This is a genomic window from Shewanella sp. BJSY2023SW007 (genome assembly GCF_047314525.1).
In the GTDB taxonomy this organism is placed as follows: Bacteria; Pseudomonadota; Gammaproteobacteria; order Enterobacterales; family Shewanellaceae; genus Shewanella; species Shewanella chilikensis.
The window spans coordinates 26,511-47,669 of the sequence record NZ_JBKORL010000006.1; the positions used below are offsets into that span (position 1 = coordinate 26,511).

The window sequence follows — 21,159 nt, forward strand, 5'->3', positions numbered from 1 at the left end:
ATCTAATTCCCTTTGTTTTACGTGTATAAATATATCAACATAATCAGCTAATTAGGTTAACAACTTGCTCATTTTTTCGAGAGGCTTGGCTAAAGCGTAGCGTAACTTAACGGCCCAGGCCTGAACCCTGGCTAACGGTTATTTCGCCGTTAAAGCCTATCAGTTCGGCGAGTGTTTGTGCGTAGGCTCTGGCCTTGTCTGTGGCCTGCTTTTGGGGTTTGAACAGGCCAAAACCGAGTCGCTCACGCTCAGCAAAACAGAGTACCACGCTGACACTTATGAGCTCTTCGTCAGTCAGGTGTTCAAGCATGTGACTTCTGGATCTTTCGTTATGGGTATTGCGTTGCACCTCTATGCGGCAGAGTTGACTGAGAGGCTTGCTTTTTCTGCCTCGGAAGAAGCAGCCTTGTTGCAGATCCAAAGTTACGGGTTTGAGCAGGCGGTAGAGGTTCAGGCCCATGATGATGCCGCTGAGCCCCAGCACTATGGCTATGATGGCAGTTGTAAACCAAGTGTCCTGTCTGGCGGGGTCCAACACCAGTACTCCCAGTATTCCGGCAAGCATCGCCAGTAGTCCCCAAAGCGCGTATTTCAGTTGCGTTTGCCTGCTGCGCCAGATGAGTTTCAACTTGCCCGGCTCAGCCTCGATCTCTGTCATCAGCATATGCTGCTGATATTGGCAGAGCCTGGCCTGTTGTGGGTTTTTGGTCATAAAATGGTCGCCATGAAATCAGTAGTTTGTCGTAAAACCCAGTGCTCAAGCCAGTAGGCTCGAGTGAGCCGCTATCAGTTGCCAGCCGCTTGTCCTGTGCAGCCAAACCCGGGTAAAGCGAAAACGGCCGTTGGTCGGCGTTTTGGCATAGCTGCCCTGAATATTCACCTCCGCCGATACTATCGCAGTCTCCTGATGCAGCCGTATCTCTTCGGCCAGGGTGTCTATCCGAGTGATATTGAGCAGGCCTGAGCTGTGGGCATGCAGATCCTCTGCTTTGCCGAGCACTTGCCCCAGGTGATTGGTGAATATCAGTTGAGGCGACAACAGTCTATCCAGCAAATTGATATCCGAATTCAACATGGCGCTACGCAGTTGGCTTTCCAGTTGCTGAATGTCTGAGATGTGATTCATGGTTATTCCCAAGGCCTGAGGAGTGACGGCAAAGAGGCAAGAAGGTTTAAAAAATACTGACTTTGGCACACTTGCCACAGTACCAGGAGTTCTGCCATTGATTCAGCGCCGCCTGGTATTGCTGCATCGACTTTCGCCCTCCCAAGTAGTTTTTCCACAGCCAATCGGCGCTCAGGATCAGAGTAAAGCAGGAGACAAAAAAGCACAGCACTCCCAGCCAAAAACTGCTCCAGTTGCTGCCTGCCTGAAACCCCAGGTAGCCGCCCAAGAGTAGTCCGGGGAAAGCCGCCAGAAATAGCACCAAGGGCTGAGGGTCAGATGGCGGCGAGCAGCGCTTGGCCAGTTCGGTTTGCAGTTGGGCGCTACCCTTGAGTTTTTGTTTTCCATGCACTGAGAAGGGTTGGTTGCTCCACACGGGTTTGGCCGAAGCGCGGACTGAAACTTCTGTTGTTCCTTCGGCATGAATGGCTTTGAAATGTCTGATACTGTCTGAGCCGCAATGTCTGCAACGCATTGATTATTCTCCTTAACTTAGACTAACCGGATCCCTGATTCTTCTCGTCCAAACAACAGCCTTCGGATAACAAGCCTTTGCTGGTCGCCGAGTCATGGTAAAGCTTTTAGCCTCAGCGGTGAACCCCGAGATGCCACGCTTTCGGACCGAGCGACTTTGGCTTAATAAATTCAAGTGAACCCGCATTAATGGATATAACAGTGAAATTTATCGGGCGTGTTGACGCTAAAAAGCTAACCCATTTTAGGATGGGACAGCGCTTCACTCCCGATATTCGCAGAAGGGAACCGGTTTTTGCCTGTTTTGGCCACAGCGATTGATAGTCGGCCTTGGTTTCCTAAACCCCTGCGACTGAGGCCCGGGAGCTCAGGATACAGGTCACTGCACAAGGTAAGGGAGTTGTGTTTGTTTGAACGCCTTTATCACCAGTGTCTTACTGATTTTTCCAAAGAGAAAAACATCCAACAACCGGGTAGCTTACTCTCCGAAAAACTAACCTCAAGTTGTGAGCGCCTGCATAGTTAAATTGATTAACCTGAGTAGAATCCGCGCGCCAATAACATATGCGTAAACACTATTTGGGGAGATATTGATGAAGTTGAGTAAAGTCGGTCTGGGAGTCACTCTGTTGCTCTGCTCGCAACTGGCGGGTTGTATGGGGCAGATGGGGCTTTCAGGCATGTTGACCAAAGGCAATTTGAGTGCGGTGGATAACCGTTACGGCCGCGCCGGTTTGTACGTGCTGCTGGCGCCTGTCTATGGTATTACTGCCGCCGCCGATCTGTTTATTTTCAACAGTATTGAGTTTTGGACCGGCAAGAACCCTATTACCGGCAAGTCTCCGGCTTTGGTGGATATGCCGGCCGATGCCGTTTTCAAGATCAATCATAAACTGGATAAGGATCTGACCACTGCCCCGGTCAAACTGAGCCGTGCCAGCATCTCAGCCATAGATGACAATACCCTGGCGATGACATTGAGCTATGAAGATGGCTCCGAGCAGGTAATGCTGGGGCGCAAGCAGGGGGAGATGGTGGACTTTTATCTGGATCAGCAATTCATTGCCAGTGTCAGCATAGCTGAAATGGAAAGTTATGTAGCGGCTCGCTCCTGAGCGCTCTTGGGCTGCTTTGCCTCTTAACTTGATGATATCCCGGGTTTTGACTATCCATTCTTGACGTCAAAACCCGGGATTTTTTATGCTACTGTGGCTTGGCAACAAAGCTTTTCAGAACCATTCAATTGCCAGTTGCGTAGTCAGATTCAGGCGCTGGCGTGGGTGACCAGATAGCCCATATAGCCGCAGTAACCCAGCAATAATATGGCGCCTTCGCGACGACCGATACGAAATCCGCTCCAGGCAAAGGGCAACACCAACAATGCCAGGGTTAGCATCACGCTGAAGTCCAGGCTGCTGAAGCCGGCAGAGCTGATGGGGTGCACCAGGGCCGTGACCCCGAGGATCCCCAGCAGGTTGAACAGGTTGGAGCCAACCACATTCCCTATGGCGATATCGCTCTGGCCCTTGAGAGCCGCCAGAATCGAGGTTACCAATTCCGGCATGCTGGTGCCTATGGCAATAATGGTCAGGCCGATCACTACTTCGCTGATGCCGAAGGTACGGGCCAACTCGACCGCACCATCGACAAACAGTATGCCGCCGCCCACCAACATGCCGATACCGGCGATGATAAACAGCAGCGACAGCAGAGGGTTTTTGGGGCCTTCAATAGGTTCATCTGTATCTTCGCCCTTGCTGCTGAAATAGCTGAGCAGCAGATAGCCTACCAGTAAGCTGGTCAGCACGGCGCCATCAATCAGGCTCAGTTCACCGTCGAGTACCAGCAGCCACATCAGAATAGAGGCGCCTATCATCAGCGGAATGTCGCGTCTTACCATCTGTGTCTGAACGCCTATCGGGCGGATCAGTGCGGTCAGCGCCAGGATCAGACCGATATTGGCGATATTGGAGCCCACTACGTTACCCAGGGCAATGCCCGGGCTACCGGCCAGTGCTGACTTAACGCTCACTGCCAGCTCGGGCGCGCTGGTGCCGAAGGCGACGATAGTCAGGCCGATCACCAGCGGGGCGATTCCCAGGCGCAGGGCGATGACGCTGGCGCCGCGAACCAAGGCTTCGGCTCCCAGAGTCAAAATTAAGAAGCCGCCGAGAATAGAAAGTGCAATCAACATTGAAAACCGCTTTTCCTGTCAGTAAGGTGCCATACAGAACGGCACCGATGAATGTGTTTGGGCTGCCAGCATAAGGTTTTTCCTCCCGAAGGCAACCCCTTTTTGACAGAATATGTCATAAAAATCCCGGCCGGAGCCGGGATGATCAGATAAACCAGGATGAGGGCTTTAGATTTCGTCTTCCCAGACGACCTTGGCGCCACGGATGTCTTCCATCCGGCTGGCGTATCTGTTCTCCAACACATGGCGCTTGATTTTCAGCGTCGGAGTCAGCACATCGTTTTCTATGGTCCAGGGCTCCTTGACCACCAAAACAGCTTCCACGGTTTCATGGGATTCCAGGTTGGGGTTAACCGCATCCACAGTGGCCTTGAGCGAGGCGCGCACCTCTTCTCTGGCTTGCAGCGCCGCCCCTTCAGAGAGTTGCACCAAAGCCACAGGGTGAGGCAGTCCCAGGCCGATGACACAGATAAGCTCCACATGGGGATCCTGCGCCAGCTTACGTTCAATTGGCACTGGCGCCACATACTTGCCCTTGGCGGTCTTGAAGTTATCCTTGACCCGGCCTGTGATGCTGACGCAACCATCGGCATCTATGGCGCAGAGATCGCCGGTGAGGAAGAAGCCCTCTTCATCGAAGGCGGCGGCTGTGGCTTCCGGCGCCTTGTAATATTCACGCATCAATCCCGGGCTCTTCACCAGCAGTTCGCCATTGGCCGCCTGCTTGACTTCGCAGCCGATCACCGGCTTGCCGACTGTGCCTATCTTACTGGCATCGAAGGGGAAGTTGATGATTGAGTAGGCGCAGTTTTCCGTCATGCCCCAGGCTTCGCAGATATCCAAACCTATGCTGTGATACCACTCCACCAGTGACGGAGGAATGGGCGCCGAACCTGAACCGAGCAAACGACACTTGTCCAGCCCCAGTCCTTTATGGATCTTGCGTTTGACCAGATGGCTGATGAGGGGGATCTTCAGCAGCAGATTGAGCCTGGCGTAGCCGACCTTATCGATAATGTTCTTCTGGAACAGGGTCCACAGCCGAGGCACCGAAAAGAACACGGTTGGCCGCATTCGCTGCACATCGGCAACAAAGCTGTCGAGGCTTTCGACAAAGGCAACGCAGGAGCCGGAATAGAAGGAGGAACCCTCTATCGCCACCCGTTCTGTGATATGGGCCAGCGGCAGGTAGGACAACAGTCTGTCTTTTCCATCTGTCTTGAGATCGCGCACCACGGCATTACAGGTCCAGCCGTAGCTGCCGAAGGTTTGGATGGCGCCCTTGGGCTTGCCGGTGGAACCTGAGGTGTAGATCAGCGTCATCACCTGCTCGGCCTCGGGATAAGGGGCATCCACCAGAGGTGTACCGAGATTCAACAGCTGCTGCCATTGATATTGAGCCGGCATGGTGTCATAAGGCATCGCCAGGCGCAGAATATCACCGCCGACACCGGCTTCCTGATCGGCCCAGTGATCCAGCTTCCCCAGCATGATGGCCTTACAGCCACTGTGTTCCAGTACGTAGCGTATGGTATCGGCATTGGCCGTGGGGTAGATGGGCACACTGATATAGCCGCCGTGCATCAGCGCCAGGTCGGTAATGAACCACTCGGCGCAGTTTTTTGACAGCACGGCTATTTTGTCGCCGGGTTGCAGCCCCAAGTGACGCAGGCCGCCGCAGAGTTGTTGCACCTTGGCCTGTACCTGACGCCAGGTCAGATCCTGATATTGGCCGTTGATCGGCTGCCTGAGATAGATCTCATCGCCTTGAGTCTCTACCCAGTGGTCGAGCATTTCCACCGGGCTCTTGAATGATGCTTCCATGGGGTGTCCCCTTTACTGTTCTTGTTATCTGCGTAGCTGCAGCTTCCCCCACGGCGGCTGCAACGATCTGATTATCTGTTAGTTTCGCTATGCAGTGGCCAAACCAGTATGGCGGCAATTGTGATCTGGTGCAATATTTAATCGGTTGTTTGAAGTGCTTCACAGTTCCTGGACGGGTTCTCGCATCCGTTGCCACCAGTCGACAGCGGCGACTATCTGGCCCTGCGCGTCTATGGCCGGGTAGGGAATGCCTTTGCGCCGACAGGCTTTGGCATAAATGGGGTGGCCTTGCTCAAACAACATGGTCTGGCAATAGTCATTGTCCAGCTTGCGGGCGCCATAGAGCCCGGCCTCCTGCCGCTGACGCTGCGCCTCATACAATAGCAGCGCCGACGCCACCGAGACATTGAGGGATTGCACCATGCCGACCATGGGGATCACCACCTGCTCGTCGGCGGCGGCCAGGGCTTCGGCGCTTATACCATCACGTTCATTGCCGACAATAAAGGCGGTGGGGCGGCGGTAATCCAGCTCCCTAAAGTCACGGGACTGAGGGCCGAAATGGGTGGCGACCAGCTGCATCCCGCGCGCCTTGCAGGCCTTGGCAGCCGAGGCGAAGTCATAGTGTTTAATGGTTTTGACCCACTGCTGGCTGCCGGAGGCAGTATTGCCGGACAGGCGCATATCGGCATCGGGCCAGACCGCATGAATTTCGTGGATACCCACAGCATCGGCACTGCGCAGCGCGGCGGAAATATTGTTGCTCTTGTGGACTCTGTCCAGGATCAGGCTCAGATCCGGCTGGCGCATGTCCAGCATTTGGTTGATGCGAGCGAAGCGTTCGGGGCTCATTGGCGGGGGATCCTATATGAAAAAGGGCGCCGTAGCGCCCTGTATTGGAGAGGGAACTCAGAGTTCCATCACACCGTCCATCTCGACCAAAGAACCCTTTGGCAGCTCTTTCACGCCGATGGCGGCGCGGGCCGGGTAAGGCTGGTTAAAGTAACGGCTCATGATTTCGTTGACCGTGGCAAAGTTGCCCAGATCCAGCATATAGATATTCAGTTTGACGATATCGGCCATGGAACCGCCGGCGGCTTCACAGACGGCCTTGAGGTTGTCGAATACCCGTACAACCTGGGTTTCAAAGTCGTCACCGGCCAGTGCCATGGTGGCTGGGTCCAGCGGGATCTGCCCGGATAGGTAGACTGTGCTGCCCACTTTGACTGCCTGGGAGTAGGTGCCGATAGCGGCGGGAGCCTTGTCTGTTGCTATGATGGTCTTCTCTGCCATAACACTCTCTCTTTTTTTCTGTTATCAACGGTTACGGGATGTACGCAGAACCTCGGGCAGTACCCTGATTCGGCGCATAACATTTGCCATGTGGATCCGGTCGCGAACCGAGATGCGCAGGTTGATCAGATAGACGCGGCCATCGCGCTCTTCGGTGCTGAGATTGTGAATATTGGAGCCTTCGGCGGCAATGATATTGGTGATCTTCGCCAACGCGCCCTGATGGTTGACGATTTCGACCCTCAGGTTGGCCTGGAATTCGACCCCATCGACGGCATCCCATTGCACCGGAATATACTTGTCCGGCTCGCCCTGATAGCCGCGGATATTGGCGCAGTTTTCCATGTGCACCACCAGGCCCTTGCCCGGGCTCACGTGAGCAATCACGGCATCCCCAGGAATGGGGCGGCAGCAGTTGGCGAAGGTAACCAGCATGCCTTCGGCGCCGCGGATCGGCATCAGCTTGTGCTCATCATGCTGCTTCTGCGGCTCTATCTTGTCGCCCTTGAGGCGTTGGGCTATGACTATGCTCATGGCATTGCCAAGACCTATGTCGGCCAGCAGTGATTGCAGATCGGCGTGTTTGGTGTCTTTGACTACCTTGTCTATCTGCGCCGGATCTATCTGTTCCAGCTTGGTTTCGCCCAGTGCATGGTTCAGCAGACGCCTACCCAGGGTGCTGGCTTCGTCCTGCTTGAGGCTCTTGAGCACCTGACGGATTTTGGCGCGGGCCTTGCCGGTAACCACGAAGTTGAGCCAGGCGGCGTTGGGGCGGGCGCCCTTGGCGGTGATGATCTCGACCGTTTGCCCGGAAATCAGCGGCTGACTCAAGGGGTAGGCCTGGCGGTTGACCCGGGCGCCGACACAGGTGTTACCCACATCAGTGTGTACCTCATAGGCGAAGTCCACTGCGGTGGCGCCTACCGGCAGTTCCAGAATGCGGCCCTCGGGAGTGAATACATAGATCTCTTCCGGGAACAGCTCTGTCTTGACGTTTTCAACAAATTCAAACGAGGTGGAAGCACTCTGCTGCAGTTCCAGCAGGCTTTGCATCCATTTGCGGGCGCGCAGCTGGGTAGTGGTACCCGAGGCGCCGGTCTGGCCACTCTTGTACATCCAGTGGGCCGCAACCCCTTTATCGGCCATCTGGTCCATGTCTTCGGTACGGATCTGAATTTCCACCGGGACCGCATGGGGACCAAACAGCGAGGTATGCAACGACTGATAGCCGTTGGCCTTGGGAATGGCGATATAGTCTTTGAACCTGCCCGGACGCGGCTTATAGAGGCCGTGCATCACCCCGAGCACCCGATAACAGGTGTCTATGGAGTCCACTATCAAGCGGAAGGCATAGATATCCATCACTTCCTGGAATTGCAGCTCTTTGCTGCGCATCTTGTTGTAGATGGAATAGAGGTTCTTTTCCCTGCCCTTGACCTTGCCCTTGATACCCACATCTTCCAGGCGGGTACGAATGGCGGTTTCTATGCTTTGGATCAGTTCCTTGCGGTTACCGCGGGCGGCACGAACCACCTCTTTGAGTACCCGATAGCGCATAGGGTAATAGGCCTGAAAGCCGAGATCTTCCAACTCTGTCTTGATATTGTGAATACCCAGACGGTTGGCGATGGGGGCGTAAATTTCCAGGGTTTCGCGGGCAATGCGGCGACGTTTGTCCGGCCGCAGGGCGCCCAGGGTGCGCATATTGTGGGTGCGGTCGGCCAGTTTGATGAGGATCACCCGGATATCCTGGGTCATGGCCATCATCATCTTGCGGAAGTTTTCCGCCTGGGCCTCTTTCTTGTCGCGGAATTTGATCTTGTCGAGCTTGGAGACACCTTCCACCAGTTCCGCCACCGAGGTGCCGAACAGTTCGGCCAGATCCTGATGGGTAACTTGGGTGTCTTCTATGGTGTCGTGCAGCAGGGCGGCCATCAGCGTCTCATGGTCGAGACGCATTTCGGCCAGGATGCGGGCAACCGCAACCGGATGGGTAATATAGGGTTCGCCACTGGTACGCATCTGCCCTTCATGGGCATCACGCGCCACCTGATAGGCCTGCTTGAGTAATTCTACCTGCTCCGGCTCCAGATAACTGGCGGCAGACTCCTTGAGACCTTCAAACAGATACAAGTGGCTGTTCTCCTAAGAATGTGCCTTAGAGTGAAGAGTTACCTTCTGCAATCGCTGCCACGGCAGCAATTTCAGCTGCTTCGCGCTCACGTACGCTCTGACGCTCATCGGCATCCAGAGTCGCTGAGTTAACCAGTCCCTGTTCGATTTCGCGCAGTGCGATAACAGTGGGTTTGTCGTTTTGCTCTTCAACCAAAGGATCTTTACCCTGGACGGCGATCTGACGGGCACGACGCGCCGCAACCATGATCATATCAAAACGGTTGCCGATTTGTTTAACGGCGTCTTCTACAGTAACGCGAGCCATGTGTTGAAACTCCAGTGATTTGAATGGAAAAAATGACGCAAAATTGTACACGAAGGCAATTAATCTGCCAACAGACCCTTAAGCATATCATTGTGAGTATTAATTTGACTAGCACGAGTCAGGCGTTGCGAGCGAATGATTGCGCTCAGATCCCCCAGTGCAGTCTCAAAATCGTCGTTGACTATGATGAAATCATACTCTTTATAGTGCGACATTTCTGATACTGCCTGTGCCATGCGGGAGGCGATGACTTCGCTGCTGTCCTGACCGCGGCCGGTCAGACGGCGCTCCAGCTCTTCGCGGGACGGTGGCAGAATAAAGATGCCGATGGCCTCGGGCATCAGTTTCTTCACTTGCTGGGCACCCTGCCAGTCGATATCCAGGAACACATCTATGCCCCGTTCAAGCGTTTCTTCAATGACCTTGCGGGAAGTGCCATAAAAGTTACCGAAGACTTCGGCCCACTCGAAGAAGGCTTCTTCGGCAATCAGCGCCTTGAACTCCTCCACCGACACATAATGATAGTGCTGGCCGTTAACCTCTCCCGGGCGGGGCTGGCGGGTGGTGTGCGATACGGAAACTTGTTTGTCGGCCGGTTTATTGGCCAGCAGGGCTGCAATCAGTGACGATTTGCCCGCTCCACTGGGGGCCGAGACAATAAAGAGGTTTCCGCGTGCGCTCATAATATTTGGGTTCCAAGTCTTTGGTTGCAAAAAATCGGTGATTAATGAGGGAAGCTACGAACTCTGGTCTGCCGTTATTCTGGATTGAACAGGAGTTCAAGGCAGCTTCCTTAAGGGCAGCTATTATATAGGCAGGCAACGCTGCCATGCCAGTGGCGCTGACAATTGCCATCAAATTCGTTAGTCTGCCATCAATAAGTCGGCCGATTTTTTAAGGGGTTCTGTGCTGTATAAATCGCTCATCTGTATTCAGGGTTACGACAATGGTCTGCGACATGCGGCCATCAGTGGCGCCGTTTATTTTTTACTACTCGTGTTGGGGCTACTTTCCGGTGGCGGTAGTTTCATCTGGTTACCCGGGATTTTGCTGGCACCGGTATTACTGCTCAGTTGTCGTCGTCGCCTGGGTGACGGTGGCCTGAATCCCTGGTTGTCACTGATAGCTCTGCTGCCTTGGCTTATTCTGTTGTTGACCTTGGGTAGCGGCCAGGAAGGCAGTTACCTGATAGGAGCCCTGGTGCTGGCTTTGGCGCTGCATACAGGTTTGGCACTGTTGCCTGGAGGGAATCGCAGCCGCGGCGCCCGAAGCCAGCGGGACTATGTGCAGGGATACTGTGGCCCTGTGCCTTTGAGCGCCGCGCGCAAAAATAAGATAAGGCGGGTCGAGCCAACCCTGGGTGGCACCTCAGTCTCTGGGGCTGAACGTGAGCCTGAACCTGAATTGGCACCTGACTATGCTGCCGAGCGCGGCGCTGCTGAGTATAACGCCGTCCATGACCTCAGTCATGACGCCATATCCTATGGACCTGGCCGCAGCCGTTATTTTGACTCGGCGCCGACCGAGGGCGATGCCTCAGCGATAGATACAGAGCCTGGCTGGCATACAGATAAGCAAGCCCGGCATAAGGGCAATGGCGCTGAGCCTGGGTTTGATGATGAGATCGACCGCACTGGCTCCTTGTCTGTGTTGCTGCTCTCCTGGCGCGATGCCGTAATGCAACTTTGGCAGCGGCGTGGCGGCTTTTCGGCCGCCCAGCGTAAGGGTTTTGCCATAGCCGCTCTGGTCACAGCGCTGCTTGGCTTGGGATTGATCATATGGCTGCTGTGGCCTCAGGCTGAGCCTAATGAGGCATCAGGCCGTGAGACTACTGAAATTGCGGCCGAAACTTCCGACAGGGTGACAGTGCGCCTGCCGGACAGCTTCAGCCTGTCGCTTGATGGCGACTTGCTGCGTATGAGCTGGCTTGGCGATACTGACGCCCCAGGCCCCTTGTGGGATCTGGCTACCGCCAAGGGCGATCGCCGCTGCGCCGAGCTGGTGTTTAACAATGGCACTGGCTACCGTCCCATGTCGGTCGTTATCGGCGATAACGGCAAGGTAGAAGCGGCCTTCAGCCCTCTGGACAGTCAGGTGATTGTTCAGGATATGGCGCGGCGGGGCTCGGTTAAGCTCTGCGGTTATGACTTCAGCCTCAAGGGCAGTCAGGCGGCATTAGGTTCTGTTCCGGCCTTTCGGCAGTTTATTGAATAGGGTGTATATTGGCGTACGGTTAACCACAGCTTTGATTCATCAGAGCTGTGATTCTGTTATACTGCCTCGCTTCTTTCGGCTCGGCTTTCTTCGCGGCATATTCGACAGTTTATGGATACAAAATTAACTCTGGTGATTATGGCCGCCGGGCTGGGAAGCCGTTTTGGCGGTGATAAACAGTTGGCGGCATTGGGGCCCAATGGGGAAACCATGCTGCAATTGGCGTTACGCTCGGCCATCAAGGCTGGGTTTGCCCGTGCGGTGCTGGTTATCCGTCCTGAGCTTGAAAGCGAGATCCGTCGCCAGTTAAGCGACTTCCTGCCTTCCGGGTTTGAGTGGCATCTTTGTTATCAGACGCTGGACGATCTGCCACAGCCGGTATCGGCAAGGCAGACAGGGGATATCACAAAGCGCCACAGTAACAGGCAAAAACCCTGGGGCACGGCGCATGCCCTCTGGAGTGCCAGGCATCTGGTCGATGGCCCCATGGCAGTGATCACCGCAGATGATTATTATGGCGATCATGCCTTTGTGCAGTTGGCCGAAGGGCTTAGGCAATATCCCAATGAATGGATGATGGTGGCCTGGCCGCTGGGACTGACCTTGTCCGAGCATGGCGGGGTGAATCGTGGCCTGTGTGAGGTCAATGGGAGGGGTTACCTGACTTCGGTGCAGGAGTGGCTCGATATTCGTCCAGGCACCCATGGCCTTGAGGGAGAGCTTCAGGGTGAACGCCGGCCGATAGCCGCCGATGCCTTGGTATCCATGACCTGCTGGGGCTTTTCGGCGAATATATTTACCGCACTGGAACAAGGGCTCAGTCGCTTTTTGGCAACCCATGGTGATGATCTTAAAGCCGAGTGTTATCTGCCTGCGATAGTGCAAAATGCAATTGAGCCGCCAGACCCAGAGCCGTGTCAGCAACAGCAAAACCTTGCCACCCGCAGTGTCAGGGTGGAAACCGCCCGCGAGGCCTGGTTGGGAGTGACATATCCCCAGGATGCCGCCCGGGTGAAACAGCAATTACAGGAGTTAATGGGTGCTTGAACTTATTCGGCAGCAGGTGCTGCCTCATTTCGGGATCCCTGACAATGCCAAAATCAGCCCGCTGGGTAATGGTCATATCAACGACACCTTTCTGATCCGCAGCGCCGATGATGAACTTGTGCTGCAAAAGATCAACACCCAGGTATTTCGCGCGCCCAACGCCTTGGTTAACAATGCAGCCAAGGTCAGCGAGCATTTGAGTCAGTGTGCTGCGCAAGGCGGCTATCAACTGCAGCTGATAAGGCCTGTGATGACCCGCGAGCAGCAGTTGGCGGTGGATCTCGGTGAACAGGGGTTCTGGCGCGCCATCAGTTATCTGCCTTTCAGTCAGAGCATCGAAGTGGTGCACTCTGAGGCCGAGGCCGAACAGGCGGCGCGTGCCTTTGGCCATTTCGCCCGCGCCCTGAGCCAAGTAGACCCCCATGAACTGGAAGATGTGATCCCCAAGTTTCATCATCTGCCAGGCAGAATCGAAGCACTTTCCAAGGCGGTTGCCGAGGACCCGCTTGGGCGCCTGCAGCACTGTCGGCAGTGGGCCGAGTTGGCCTTGTCCCAGCAATCGCTGCTTGTGGAGCTTGAAGATACCTGTGCCGGTTTGCCGCTGCGGATTTGCCACAACGACACCAAGATCAATAACATGCTGTTCGACAAGCGTGATATGTCCAGCATGGCCATCATAGATCTCGACACCTGCATGAAGGGTTTCTTGATGTATGACTTCGGCGACATGGTGCGAACCTTCTGCTCGCCCGAGGCCGAAGACTCCACCGCACTCGATAAGGTCAGAGTCAGGCCCGAAGTGTTTGCCGCCATCTGCCGGGGTTACCTGGCAGAGCTGGGCGAGGTGTTGACGCCACTGGAGCGCCAGAGTCTATGGCTGGGTGCCAGAGTCATTTGTCTTATGATAGGTGTGCGTTTCCTTACCGACTATCTGTTGGGGGATAAGTATTTTCATATCCATCGCGAAGGTCACAACCTGGACAGAGCCGCCAACCAGTTCACCCTCTATCTCAGCTTATTGCAGCAGAGCGAGGCCCTAAAGGCGTGCTTGGTTTGAGCATCTCGCCGTCTCTGAAAAGGGGCGGTGAGAGGTCTCCTTTACGATATTGTCTGGAAAATCTGCTGGCGATGCAGGGCTAGATATTCTTCTGCCGGGGCAAACTTGTTTGGTAGACGAATCGGCTGGTTTTCAAAGCGCTCAAAACTGTCACTCAAATATCGATTTTTTTTCGTCAGGAGTTTAGGGGATAGCAGCAACTCCAGATGGGAATTCAAGGTGATCAAGCCTTTGTCAAAAGCGGCGTCATGCAAGCTGGAAAGACACAGGCCGTTACAGGGGTTGAGACGTTGGTTAGGCTCTTGGCTCCAAGGCACTATATGGCTGGCAATCAGTAACTCTGGAATGTCTAATCCTGTTATGCAACAGCGAAAATCATAGGCACTCAAAACCGAGCTTCTAAATACTTGTTGGCCGACTCTGGTCTTAGTCAGCGTCTCTCTTTCCCTACCGTGAAAATCGTCAGTCCCTGCGGACTTTACATTTTGTGGCTCAGAGGATTGTGTTAACTGCAGGTGGGCAGCATAAGCTTTGAGATAGAAGGTTTCCCAGTCCTGGGTCATCTCTTGCCACATGGCTTTGTCGGCTCTAGAAGCACCAGGGAGTCCGCTACGACCTGTAGAGGTGATGCTGGGGTCACAGCTGGCAATATTAGCCATCTTCATCGATAGCGATGAGGCTGACCTTTGCATGAGTTCGGCTATCTGGATTATTTCTGGGTTACGCTGGCTTATTCTGCCAAAGGGCGTGTGGCTATAAAGATAAAAAGCCACCAGTAGTTCATCCCGATCCCACCTACGTTGATTTGCCATAAGCCCTCCTAGAGTGCTGCCAGTATGGATATTATTCCTTTTAAATCAAATGGAAAATTATCGGTTATTTATTCGTGTTCCCACCTAGGCATTCGCTTTTGCTGCAAAAAATCTATCATGGCGCTGACCTTGGCCGGTGTGATACTGCAGCGCCTGGCGACCAAGGTGCAAAACCGCCTGGCGGCAGCGGGTTGGACGCCATCGACACCAGGGCGTAAAATCCGCAGCTTGTGTCCTGCATAACACTATGTTTTCGGGTTATGGTTTTGGGTTTAAAGAAGAATGGAGAAACAGGAGAGAAGCATGCCGTACTCTAACAGTCAGGTTTATCAGTGGGTATTGTTCGATGCCGATGAAACCCTGTTTCAGTTCGATGCGCCGCGGGGACTCAAGCTGATGTTCTCCCGTCATGGGGTGGATTTCAGCGATGCCGACTATGCCGAGTATCAGCAAACCAATGTGCCGCTGTGGGTGGCCTATCAGGACGGCAAGATCAGCGCCAGCGAGTTGCAATTGACCCGTTTCAGTCATTGGGCCAAACGTCTCGGGCGTACACCTTTTGAACTCAATAGCGCCTTTATGACGGCAATGGCCGATATCTGTGAGCCGCTTCCCGGGGCTGCCGAGCTGCTTGATAGCCTCAAGGGCCGTGCCAGGTTGGGGATTATCACCAATGGTTTTACCGAGCTGCAGCAGGTGCGGTTGCAAAAGACCGGCTTTGCCGAACACTTTGAACTGTTGGTGATTTCAGAAGAGGTTGGTCTGGCCAAGCCGGATCCGGGTATTTTCGAGCATGCGCTGACCAAGATGCAGCAACCCGAGCGTAAACGGGTATTGATGGTGGGTGATAACCCTCATTCGGATATTCTTGGTGGCCTTAAGGCCGGTCTGGATACCTGTTGGCTCAATGTGAAAGGCGAGGCAGCTCCCGAAGGGATAAAGCCTCATATCGAGGTACGTTCATTGACTGAACTGCAAAGGCAGCTTTGTAGCTGATACAGCATCGACTGCAAGATTTTCAAATCGAAGGCCCGCCACTATGCGGGCCTTGCGCATTTCTGCGTAGCTGATAAAACCGCCGCCCGCCAGTTACTACTTTTAAGGGGTGTAGATACACCTTTAAAACGACTGTTAAAAAACATGATCTTCATCAAGTGATAATCATTATCATTCGTATAATATTACGCAACTTTGTTGATTTTGGGAGATATCTGAGTGAAACCGACTTATCTGGCAGTTGTATTGGCGGCCCTGTTGAGCCCGCATTTGATGGCGGCAGAAGCAGAAAAAACGCAGGATCCGGCAGCGGAAAACATAGAACGCTTGAGTGTGGTAGGGGTTAGGCAGCGGCTGGAGCAAGCCGGCACTTTGGCCAACACTATAATGAAGACGGAAGTCGTTGACGCCAGCATCATAGAAAACAAGAATGCCGTTAATTTGTCGGAAGCCATAGATAACTCTCCCGGGGTAAAAGTCTCCAACGAATGCTCCATGTGCGGTGTAAAACGCATCATGCTCAACGGCATGAAAGGGGAGCAGACCACGATTCTGGTGGATGGTTTGCCGGTGCATACCATGATTTCCGGTTATTACGCCGTCGATGCCATTCCCACAACCGGGATTGAACGCATTGAAGTGGCCCGCGGCGCCGGTGCTTCACTTATCGCCCCGGAGGCGATCGGCGGTACTATCAATATTATCAGTTATGAGCCCACCGAAAACGGCGCCGAGTTGGATGTCGCCGCAGGTGAAAACGGTTATCGCAAAGTGGGCTTTCTCGGCAAGGGCGTCAGTGAAGACGGCCGCACCCGGGCAACGCTGGTGGCTCAGTATGACGACAGAGATCAGTTCGATGCCGATGACAACAAGGTCAACGAGGCGCCACTGCAGGAAAACCGCAGCGTGACCGCCAGAATTTCCCAGGATATCGGCGACTTTGACAACCTGGTGCTGCGCATGGCTAATATCCAGTCGGAGATCTTCGGTGGCCCCATGCTGGGCAGTAGCTTTGCCGATGGCACAGCTTCCAGCATAGGCAATGTACTCTCAGGTTTTGATGATAAGCCCAGTGAGCCGCAACAGCTGTTTGAAGATGGTGATATCCGTAATCCTTATACCGGCAAGGCTTGGGAAACTACCGAATGGATCAAGACAGAGCGTAACGAGGCATCGCTGGCCTGGCTGAAGGAATTCAACGACGACTGGAACATGCACCTGGCGGTAAGCTATGCCGAGCACAAACAGGACTCCTTCTACGAAGGGTTTGACTATACCGCCGATGACAAGATGTGGTTCTTCGACGCCAGATTCAACTATCTGCTTAACGACAGCCATCTGTTGACCTTTGGTGCTGATCTGCGTACCGAAGAGATGCGCTCTCACTCCCGCGCCGGCAGCGCCAACCCTGACTATGTGTCCGACTCTTTTGACTATGACGTCAAGGGCCTGTACCTACAGGATACCTGGCAGGTGACAGATGACCTCGAAGTGGCCATGGCGCTGCGTTACGACAGCATCACTGCCGACTTTACCGACCCCAGTAAGCCGGGCACAGAGTTGGACGAGTCGATACTCTCGCCCAGAGTCGATATTCGCCTGCGTCACAATGAACTGTGGACCTCGCGTCTGTCTGCCGGCCGTGGCTATCGGGCGCCGCTGTCTTTCTTCGAGACTGATCACGGCATTCTGGATGGTTCATTGGGGTTCGATATCGATATCGACGAGCTGGAGCGTTCCAACTCGGTGAACTATGCCCTGAGCTACGAAGGTGACAGACTCACCTCTACCGCCTCCGTGGCCTGGACCGAAGTCGAGCATCTGGCGGCGCTGACCACCAACGACCAAGGGATCCCGCTGCTGACCCAGTTGGATGAGAAGGCCAGTGTGGTGACCACAGACATCGCTCTGGGTTATCGTCTGACTGATGACCTGACGGTAAACCTCACAGGTGAGCACTTCGACTATGACTCGGTATTCAAGTCTTCCTATGCCGTGGCACCTATCGAAGAGCGAGTGACCCTGAGCGTGGATTGGGACGTCAACGACTGGGAGTTTTTCGCCAACCTGGTGTGGATTGGCAGCCGCGATCTGTCGCAGTATGGCTATGAAGGTTACAACCGCCTGGATGCCAACGGTAAGGTGGATCCCGACTCGAAGAAACGTACTGATGCGCCGTCCTACTTTACTCTGGACTTGCGTGCCAGCTATCAGTTCAACGACAACCTGTCCTTCTATACCGGGGTCAGCAACCTGTTTGACTACACCCAGGCCGGTGACGAGGAAAGCCCCTTGTTCTATGACGCCGAAGGCGCCTTTGATGTGGGTTACATCTATGGTCCACTGCGTGGCAGAGAGATCTATGCCGGCATGAAACTGGTGTTCTGATTATGAAGCGCCTGGCTCTGGGATTATTGCTGCTGAGTGCCATGCCGTTACAGGCCTCACAACTGACTCGCGACTATCAGTTCCAGCCCCTTCGCGGGCAAGAGCAACAGACGCTGGCGCATCTCGAGGGCCAGAGTGCTGTACTGATGTTCTTTGAGCCCGAATGCCCCTGGTGTATCAAGCAGGCGGCGGTACTGAAAAAGTTACATCAGCAGTGCCATGGTCATCTGCAGCCGGTGGCGCTCGGCGTCAATGGCAATCAACTGGCCCTGAAACGGGCGCTGTTCCGCCTCAACTTTCCGTTTGAGGCTTATAGAGCGCCAATGGAGCTGGTCAGGGACATGGGCGGCATTCCTGCAACCCCTATCTTGTTGCTGCTGGACAGCAAGGGCAGGCTGATTAAGGGCTATCGTGGTTTGACCGGGGAAGCCGAACTGCAAGCGCAGCTCTGCCCGGCGGCTTGAGTGAGCACAATTCAAACCTGACCCCATCGAGATAAAAATGCCCGGCATCGAGCCGGGCATTTTGTTGTCAATCTTAAAACCTCAACTATGGCGTTGGTGATTTTTGGTGGCTGTTTGAGTGCCCTATTTCAGGGCTGTCAAACTCAGGCGCTTTAATCGTTAATCCTTGACCGCCAGCAGTTCTCTTATTTGGGCGCCGACATCGCGCTGGAATTCATCGGCCTGATCGAATACTCCCAACATCTTGATAAAGCCGTGAATCGTGCCCGGGTAGCGCTGATAGTGCACGGCTACGCCGGAAGTCGCCAACTTGTCGGCGTACAGACGGCTGTCGTCGCACAGGGGGTCGCATTCGGCGCAGTAGAGTAAGGTAGTGGGCAGCTTGCTGTGGTCGGTTGCCAGCAAAGGGGAGCAATAGGGGTGAATGGCATCGGCCGGGCTGCGTAGATAGTGGTTCCAGTAGTACTTCATACTGTCCTTGTGCAGCAAAAAACCTCTGGCGTATTTCTCGGCCGAGGCCGTGTGCCAGCCGTACTGCACCGGCGGGTAAACCAGCACCTGGCAGGCGAGATCCGCCGAGTCTTCATCGCGGCACCTCAATGCCACCGCAGCGGCGAGATTGGCACCGGCGCTGTCGCCGAAGATACCGATTCGCTTGGGATCCAGTCCCAGTCTCTCGGCGTGTTTGAACACCCACAGGGTTGCCGCGTAACAGTCATCCATTGGGATGGGGAACTTGTGCTCCGGCGCCTTTTGATAGTTGACGGCAATCACCACCACGCCGCAACTCTTGGCCAGTGCCCGGCTGAAAGGGTCGTTAATCTCTATGTTGGACACCATCCAGCCGCTGCCGTGAAAGTAGATCAGCACCGGTTGGGGTTGCTCGCTGTGTTTCGGGCGGTAAATCCTAACCGGCAGGTCGGCGGTAGGGCCGGGAATAAACCTGTGTTCAACGGCGGCCATCTCTTCCGGTGGCCTGGCCGGGGGAATATCGCTGTGTTCCTGATGACGACCGGCCTCGGGCGCCAGATCTTCATAGGGCGTAAAGCCTGCGGCATAGGTTTGCTGCAGGAAAGTTTCAACCTGGGGATTGAGTGGCATACGGGTACTCCATTCAGCAAGGGGATCAGGCCTTGTAGGTCACCTCTGTGACTCCTTTGAGCCTGGGACGGTTGGCTTCGGCTTGTGTCAGCGGCCTCACTTCCCGAAGGGAGTTGTGGCAGCGCGGCACCAGCGCCTGATATTCCTGGGTATTGAGGCGTTTCCAGTGTAGATCCTGCTCTGTGACATCGCGGATATATCGGGCGGGAGAGCCTGCCAGTAACTGCCGCGGTTGCCCCTGAAAACCGGCTTTGATAAAGCTCATGGCGCCGACTATGCTGTCTGGCCCTATCTCGGCACCATCCATGATCACGCTGTTCATGCCTATCAGGGCATTGCGGCCTATGATGCAACCGTGCAGCACGGCGCCATGGCCGATATGGCCATCTTCGGCGACTATGGTGTCTTGATCGCAATAGCCGTGCATGATGCAGCCATCCTGCAGATTGCTGCCGGCCTTGAGGATCAGCCGGCCATAATCACCGCGAAGGGAAGCGTGAGGGCCAACGTAGACATTGGCGCCGACTATTACATCGCCTATCAGTACGGCACTGGGGTGAACAAAGGCGCTGGGGTCGACAACAGGGATCAGACCTTCAAATGCATAACAGGTCATGGTATTTATCCTGTGGGTTGCAGGGGTGGGACATCCTTGTCCCGGTTGGCGTGCTTTCCTTAAATTATTTGCCTTTCCAGACGGGATCGCGTTTTTCGGCAAAGGCCTGCGGCCCTTCCAGCGCGTCTTCAGAATGCAATACGGAAGGATAGTGTTTCAGTTGGCCGCTGCGGATAAAGCGATAGGCTTCTTCCACCGGCATTTCGCTGGTGGTGCGATAAACCTCTTTCAGGGCGGCGATGGCCAGAGGAGCACTCTGGGTGATCTCCTGCGCCAACTCTCGGGCGGTTTCCATCAGCTGGCTGTTGTCCACTACCCGGTTGACTATGCCCCAGCGCAGCGCTTCCTGGGCATCCATGCGGCGGCCGGTCATCATCATTTCATTGACAATCGCAGGTGGGATCAGCTTGGGCAGACGCAGCATGCCGCCGCTGTCCGGTACTATGCCCAGTTTGGCTTCCGGTAGGGCGAAGCTGGCGTTGTCGCTGCAGACTATCATGTCGGCGGCCAGGGCCAGCTCGAAACCACCACCGAAGGCATAACCGTTGACGGCGGCGATAACTGGCTTGTCCAGATCGAACAGCTCGGTTAGACCGGCAAAACCACCAGGACCAAAGTCGGCATCCGGGGCTTCGCCCTCGGCGGCGGCTTTCAGATCCCAGCCGGCAGAGAAGAAGCGCTCACCGGCCCCTGTGATAATTGCCACCCGCAGTTCCGGATCATCACGGAAAGCGATAAAGGCTTCACCCATGGCAAAACTGGTCTTGGCATCTATGGCGTTGGCCTTGGGGCGATCCAGGGTGATTTCCAGAATATGGCCATTGCGGCGTATGTGTAACGATTCGTTCATGCTAATACTCCATCTGGATTAAAATATCACTGAGTATGTGCGAAATACAGTTAACGCTTATCGCCAGCCTAAGGCCACAATTATTTATGGCTTAAGCAGATATTACCCAGCTATTACATTTATTGGTAATAAGCAACTTACCAAATACTTTTTGGTTTTTACGGTTCGCTTTTTAAGCCTTCGATATATTGAAGGCTTAAATTTTTAATTCGGTTTATTTGTTT

22 protein-coding genes are annotated in these 21,159 nt (G+C 54.5%); 8 read left to right on the plus strand and 14 right to left on the minus strand.

Annotated features, from left to right (window positions below; translation table 11 throughout):
- Positions 1-106: 106 nt before the first annotated feature.
- Genes ACMHXE_RS01815 through ACMHXE_RS01825 form a run of 3 tightly spaced genes read right to left on the minus strand, consistent with a single transcriptional unit; the run spans position 107 to position 1,640 of the window.
- Entirely contained in the window at positions 107-712 is a 606-nt protein-coding gene (locus ACMHXE_RS01815; protein ID WP_413731206.1) for a hypothetical protein, read from the minus strand.
- Between the two features lie 45 nt (positions 713-757).
- The gene (locus tag ACMHXE_RS01820; RefSeq protein ID WP_335923340.1) at positions 758-1,126 is read right to left on the minus strand and encodes a nuclear transport factor 2 family protein; all 369 of its coding nucleotides are present in this window, start codon (positions 1,124-1,126) and stop codon (positions 758-760) included.
- Positions 1,127-1,172: 46 nt separating this feature from the next.
- A complete protein-coding gene (locus ACMHXE_RS01825; protein WP_413731208.1) occupies positions 1,173-1,640 on the minus strand; it encodes a hypothetical protein in 468 nt (155 codons plus the stop codon).
- 592 nt (positions 1,641-2,232) lie between these two features.
- Here ACMHXE_RS01825 and ACMHXE_RS01830 point away from each other — a divergent pair.
- On the plus strand, positions 2,233-2,754 hold the full coding sequence (locus ACMHXE_RS01830) for a DUF3332 domain-containing protein (RefSeq protein ID WP_101055337.1): 522 nt from the start codon (positions 2,233-2,235) through the stop codon (positions 2,752-2,754).
- Between the two features lie 149 nt (positions 2,755-2,903).
- Here the strand turns inward: ACMHXE_RS01830 and ACMHXE_RS01835 are convergent, their stop codons facing one another.
- From ACMHXE_RS01835 to gmk, 7 genes are all read right to left on the minus strand, one after another.
- Complete coding sequence (locus ACMHXE_RS01835; protein WP_039034664.1) at positions 2,904-3,833, minus strand: calcium/sodium antiporter; 930 nt, start codon at positions 3,831-3,833, stop codon at positions 2,904-2,906.
- Between the two features lie 168 nt (positions 3,834-4,001).
- Positions 4,002-5,657 carry an AMP-binding protein gene (locus ACMHXE_RS01840; RefSeq protein WP_101055339.1) on the minus strand — a complete coding sequence of 552 codons (1,656 nt, stop codon included), beginning with the start codon at positions 5,655-5,657 and terminating at the stop codon, positions 4,002-4,004.
- Positions 5,658-5,816: 159 nt separating this feature from the next.
- On the minus strand, positions 5,817-6,509 hold the full coding sequence (gene trmH, locus ACMHXE_RS01845) for a tRNA (guanosine(18)-2'-O)-methyltransferase TrmH (protein ID WP_413731211.1): 693 nt from the start codon (positions 6,507-6,509) through the stop codon (positions 5,817-5,819).
- A gap of 57 nt (positions 6,510-6,566) precedes the next feature.
- Complete coding sequence (locus ACMHXE_RS01850; RefSeq protein ID WP_165565813.1) at positions 6,567-6,950, minus strand: RidA family protein; 384 nt, start codon at positions 6,948-6,950, stop codon at positions 6,567-6,569.
- A 24-nt stretch (positions 6,951-6,974) separates the two neighbouring features.
- Positions 6,975-9,083: a bifunctional GTP diphosphokinase/guanosine-3',5'-bis pyrophosphate 3'-pyrophosphohydrolase gene (gene spoT, locus ACMHXE_RS01855; protein WP_071238954.1), complete on the minus strand. Its 2,109-nt coding sequence runs from the start codon at positions 9,081-9,083 to the stop codon at positions 6,975-6,977.
- 25 nt (positions 9,084-9,108) lie between these two features.
- A complete protein-coding gene (gene rpoZ / locus ACMHXE_RS01860; protein ID WP_025010112.1) occupies positions 9,109-9,390 on the minus strand; it encodes a DNA-directed RNA polymerase subunit omega in 282 nt (93 codons plus the stop codon).
- Between the two features lie 59 nt (positions 9,391-9,449).
- Positions 9,450-10,073: a guanylate kinase gene (gmk, locus tag ACMHXE_RS01865; protein WP_039034660.1), complete on the minus strand. Its 624-nt coding sequence runs from the start codon at positions 10,071-10,073 to the stop codon at positions 9,450-9,452.
- A 223-nt stretch (positions 10,074-10,296) separates the two neighbouring features.
- On the opposite strand from gmk, the gene ACMHXE_RS01870 reads away from it, so the two are divergent.
- The 3 genes from ACMHXE_RS01870 (at position 10,297) to ACMHXE_RS01880 (ending at position 13,708) form a co-directional block, all read left to right on the plus strand.
- Positions 10,297-11,604: a hypothetical protein gene (locus tag ACMHXE_RS01870; RefSeq protein WP_413731213.1), complete on the plus strand. Its 1,308-nt coding sequence runs from the start codon at positions 10,297-10,299 to the stop codon at positions 11,602-11,604.
- 111 nt (positions 11,605-11,715) lie between these two features.
- Positions 11,716-12,651, plus strand: a complete 936-nt coding sequence (locus tag ACMHXE_RS01875) for an NTP transferase domain-containing protein (RefSeq protein WP_413731215.1) — start codon at positions 11,716-11,718, stop codon at positions 12,649-12,651.
- The gene (locus tag ACMHXE_RS01880) at positions 12,644-13,708 is read left to right on the plus strand and encodes a phosphotransferase enzyme family protein (protein WP_413731217.1); all 1,065 of its coding nucleotides are present in this window, start codon (positions 12,644-12,646) and stop codon (positions 13,706-13,708) included. The genes ACMHXE_RS01875 and ACMHXE_RS01880 overlap by 8 nt, the downstream gene beginning before the upstream one ends.
- A gap of 41 nt (positions 13,709-13,749) precedes the next feature.
- On the opposite strand, the gene ACMHXE_RS01885 is transcribed toward ACMHXE_RS01880, so the two are convergent.
- Positions 13,750-14,520: an HNH endonuclease gene (locus ACMHXE_RS01885; RefSeq protein WP_413731219.1), complete on the minus strand. Its 771-nt coding sequence runs from the start codon at positions 14,518-14,520 to the stop codon at positions 13,750-13,752.
- A 117-nt stretch (positions 14,521-14,637) separates the two neighbouring features.
- Between ACMHXE_RS01885 and ACMHXE_RS01890 the strand changes: the two genes are divergently transcribed.
- The 4 genes from ACMHXE_RS01890 (at position 14,638) to ACMHXE_RS01905 (ending at position 18,368) form a co-directional block, all read left to right on the plus strand.
- A complete protein-coding gene (locus ACMHXE_RS01890) occupies positions 14,638-14,763 on the plus strand; it encodes a hypothetical protein (RefSeq protein ID WP_413731221.1) in 126 nt (41 codons plus the stop codon).
- A gap of 60 nt (positions 14,764-14,823) precedes the next feature.
- Entirely contained in the window at positions 14,824-15,516 is a 693-nt protein-coding gene (gene yjjG / locus ACMHXE_RS01895; RefSeq protein ID WP_413731222.1) for a pyrimidine 5'-nucleotidase, read from the plus strand.
- A gap of 219 nt (positions 15,517-15,735) precedes the next feature.
- Positions 15,736-17,904: a TonB-dependent receptor plug domain-containing protein gene (locus ACMHXE_RS01900; RefSeq protein WP_234501278.1), complete on the plus strand. Its 2,169-nt coding sequence runs from the start codon at positions 15,736-15,738 to the stop codon at positions 17,902-17,904.
- Between the two features lie 2 nt (positions 17,905-17,906).
- On the plus strand, positions 17,907-18,368 hold the full coding sequence (locus tag ACMHXE_RS01905) for a TlpA family protein disulfide reductase (RefSeq protein WP_101057759.1): 462 nt from the start codon (positions 17,907-17,909) through the stop codon (positions 18,366-18,368).
- Between the two features lie 159 nt (positions 18,369-18,527).
- Here the strand turns inward: ACMHXE_RS01905 and ACMHXE_RS01910 are convergent, their stop codons facing one another.
- From ACMHXE_RS01910 to caiD, 3 genes are all read right to left on the minus strand, one after another.
- A complete protein-coding gene (locus ACMHXE_RS01910; RefSeq protein WP_286996157.1) occupies positions 18,528-19,469 on the minus strand; it encodes an alpha/beta hydrolase in 942 nt (313 codons plus the stop codon).
- Positions 19,470-19,494: 25 nt separating this feature from the next.
- Positions 19,495-20,085 carry a carnitine operon protein CaiE gene (gene caiE, locus ACMHXE_RS01915; protein WP_109247165.1) on the minus strand — a complete coding sequence of 197 codons (591 nt, stop codon included), beginning with the start codon at positions 20,083-20,085 and terminating at the stop codon, positions 19,495-19,497.
- Positions 20,086-20,149: 64 nt separating this feature from the next.
- Entirely contained in the window at positions 20,150-20,935 is a 786-nt protein-coding gene (gene caiD / locus ACMHXE_RS01920; protein ID WP_025010097.1) for a crotonobetainyl-CoA hydratase, read from the minus strand.
- Positions 20,936-21,159 lie beyond the last annotated feature (224 nt).

Coding starts and splice junctions, on each gene's coding strand:
- ACMHXE_RS01885 (WP_413731219.1), bottom strand. CDS start 14,520: ATGGCAAATCAACGTAGGTGGGATCGGGATGAACTACTGGTGGCTTTT.
- caiE (WP_109247165.1), bottom strand. CDS start 20,085: ATGACCTGTTATGCATTTGAAGGTCTGATCCCTGTTGTCGACCCCAGC.
- ACMHXE_RS01820 (WP_335923340.1), bottom strand. CDS start 1,126: ATGAATCACATCTCAGACATTCAGCAACTGGAAAGCCAACTGCGTAGC.
- gmk (WP_039034660.1), bottom strand. CDS start 10,073: ATGAGCGCACGCGGAAACCTCTTTATTGTCTCGGCCCCCAGTGGAGCG.
- ACMHXE_RS01890 (WP_413731221.1), top strand. CDS start 14,638: ATGGCGCTGACCTTGGCCGGTGTGATACTGCAGCGCCTGGCGACCAAG.
- ACMHXE_RS01815 (WP_413731206.1), bottom strand. CDS start 712: ATGACCAAAAACCCACAACAGGCCAGGCTCTGCCAATATCAGCAGCAT.
- ACMHXE_RS01825 (WP_413731208.1), bottom strand. CDS start 1,640: ATGCGTTGCAGACATTGCGGCTCAGACAGTATCAGACATTTCAAAGCC.
- caiD (WP_025010097.1), bottom strand. CDS start 20,935: ATGAACGAATCGTTACACATACGCCGCAATGGCCATATTCTGGAAATC.
- ACMHXE_RS01905 (WP_101057759.1), top strand. CDS start 17,907: ATGAAGCGCCTGGCTCTGGGATTATTGCTGCTGAGTGCCATGCCGTTA.
- ACMHXE_RS01875 (WP_413731215.1), top strand. CDS start 11,716: ATGGATACAAAATTAACTCTGGTGATTATGGCCGCCGGGCTGGGAAGC.
- ACMHXE_RS01840 (WP_101055339.1), bottom strand. CDS start 5,657: ATGGAAGCATCATTCAAGAGCCCGGTGGAAATGCTCGACCACTGGGTA.
- yjjG (WP_413731222.1), top strand. CDS start 14,824: ATGCCGTACTCTAACAGTCAGGTTTATCAGTGGGTATTGTTCGATGCC.
- trmH (WP_413731211.1), bottom strand. CDS start 6,509: ATGAGCCCCGAACGCTTCGCTCGCATCAACCAAATGCTGGACATGCGC.
- rpoZ (WP_025010112.1), bottom strand. CDS start 9,390: ATGGCTCGCGTTACTGTAGAAGACGCCGTTAAACAAATCGGCAACCGT.
- ACMHXE_RS01830 (WP_101055337.1), top strand. CDS start 2,233: ATGAAGTTGAGTAAAGTCGGTCTGGGAGTCACTCTGTTGCTCTGCTCG.
- ACMHXE_RS01850 (WP_165565813.1), bottom strand. CDS start 6,950: ATGGCAGAGAAGACCATCATAGCAACAGACAAGGCTCCCGCCGCTATC.
- ACMHXE_RS01835 (WP_039034664.1), bottom strand. CDS start 3,833: ATGTTGATTGCACTTTCTATTCTCGGCGGCTTCTTAATTTTGACTCTG.
- ACMHXE_RS01910 (WP_286996157.1), bottom strand. CDS start 19,469: ATGCCACTCAATCCCCAGGTTGAAACTTTCCTGCAGCAAACCTATGCC.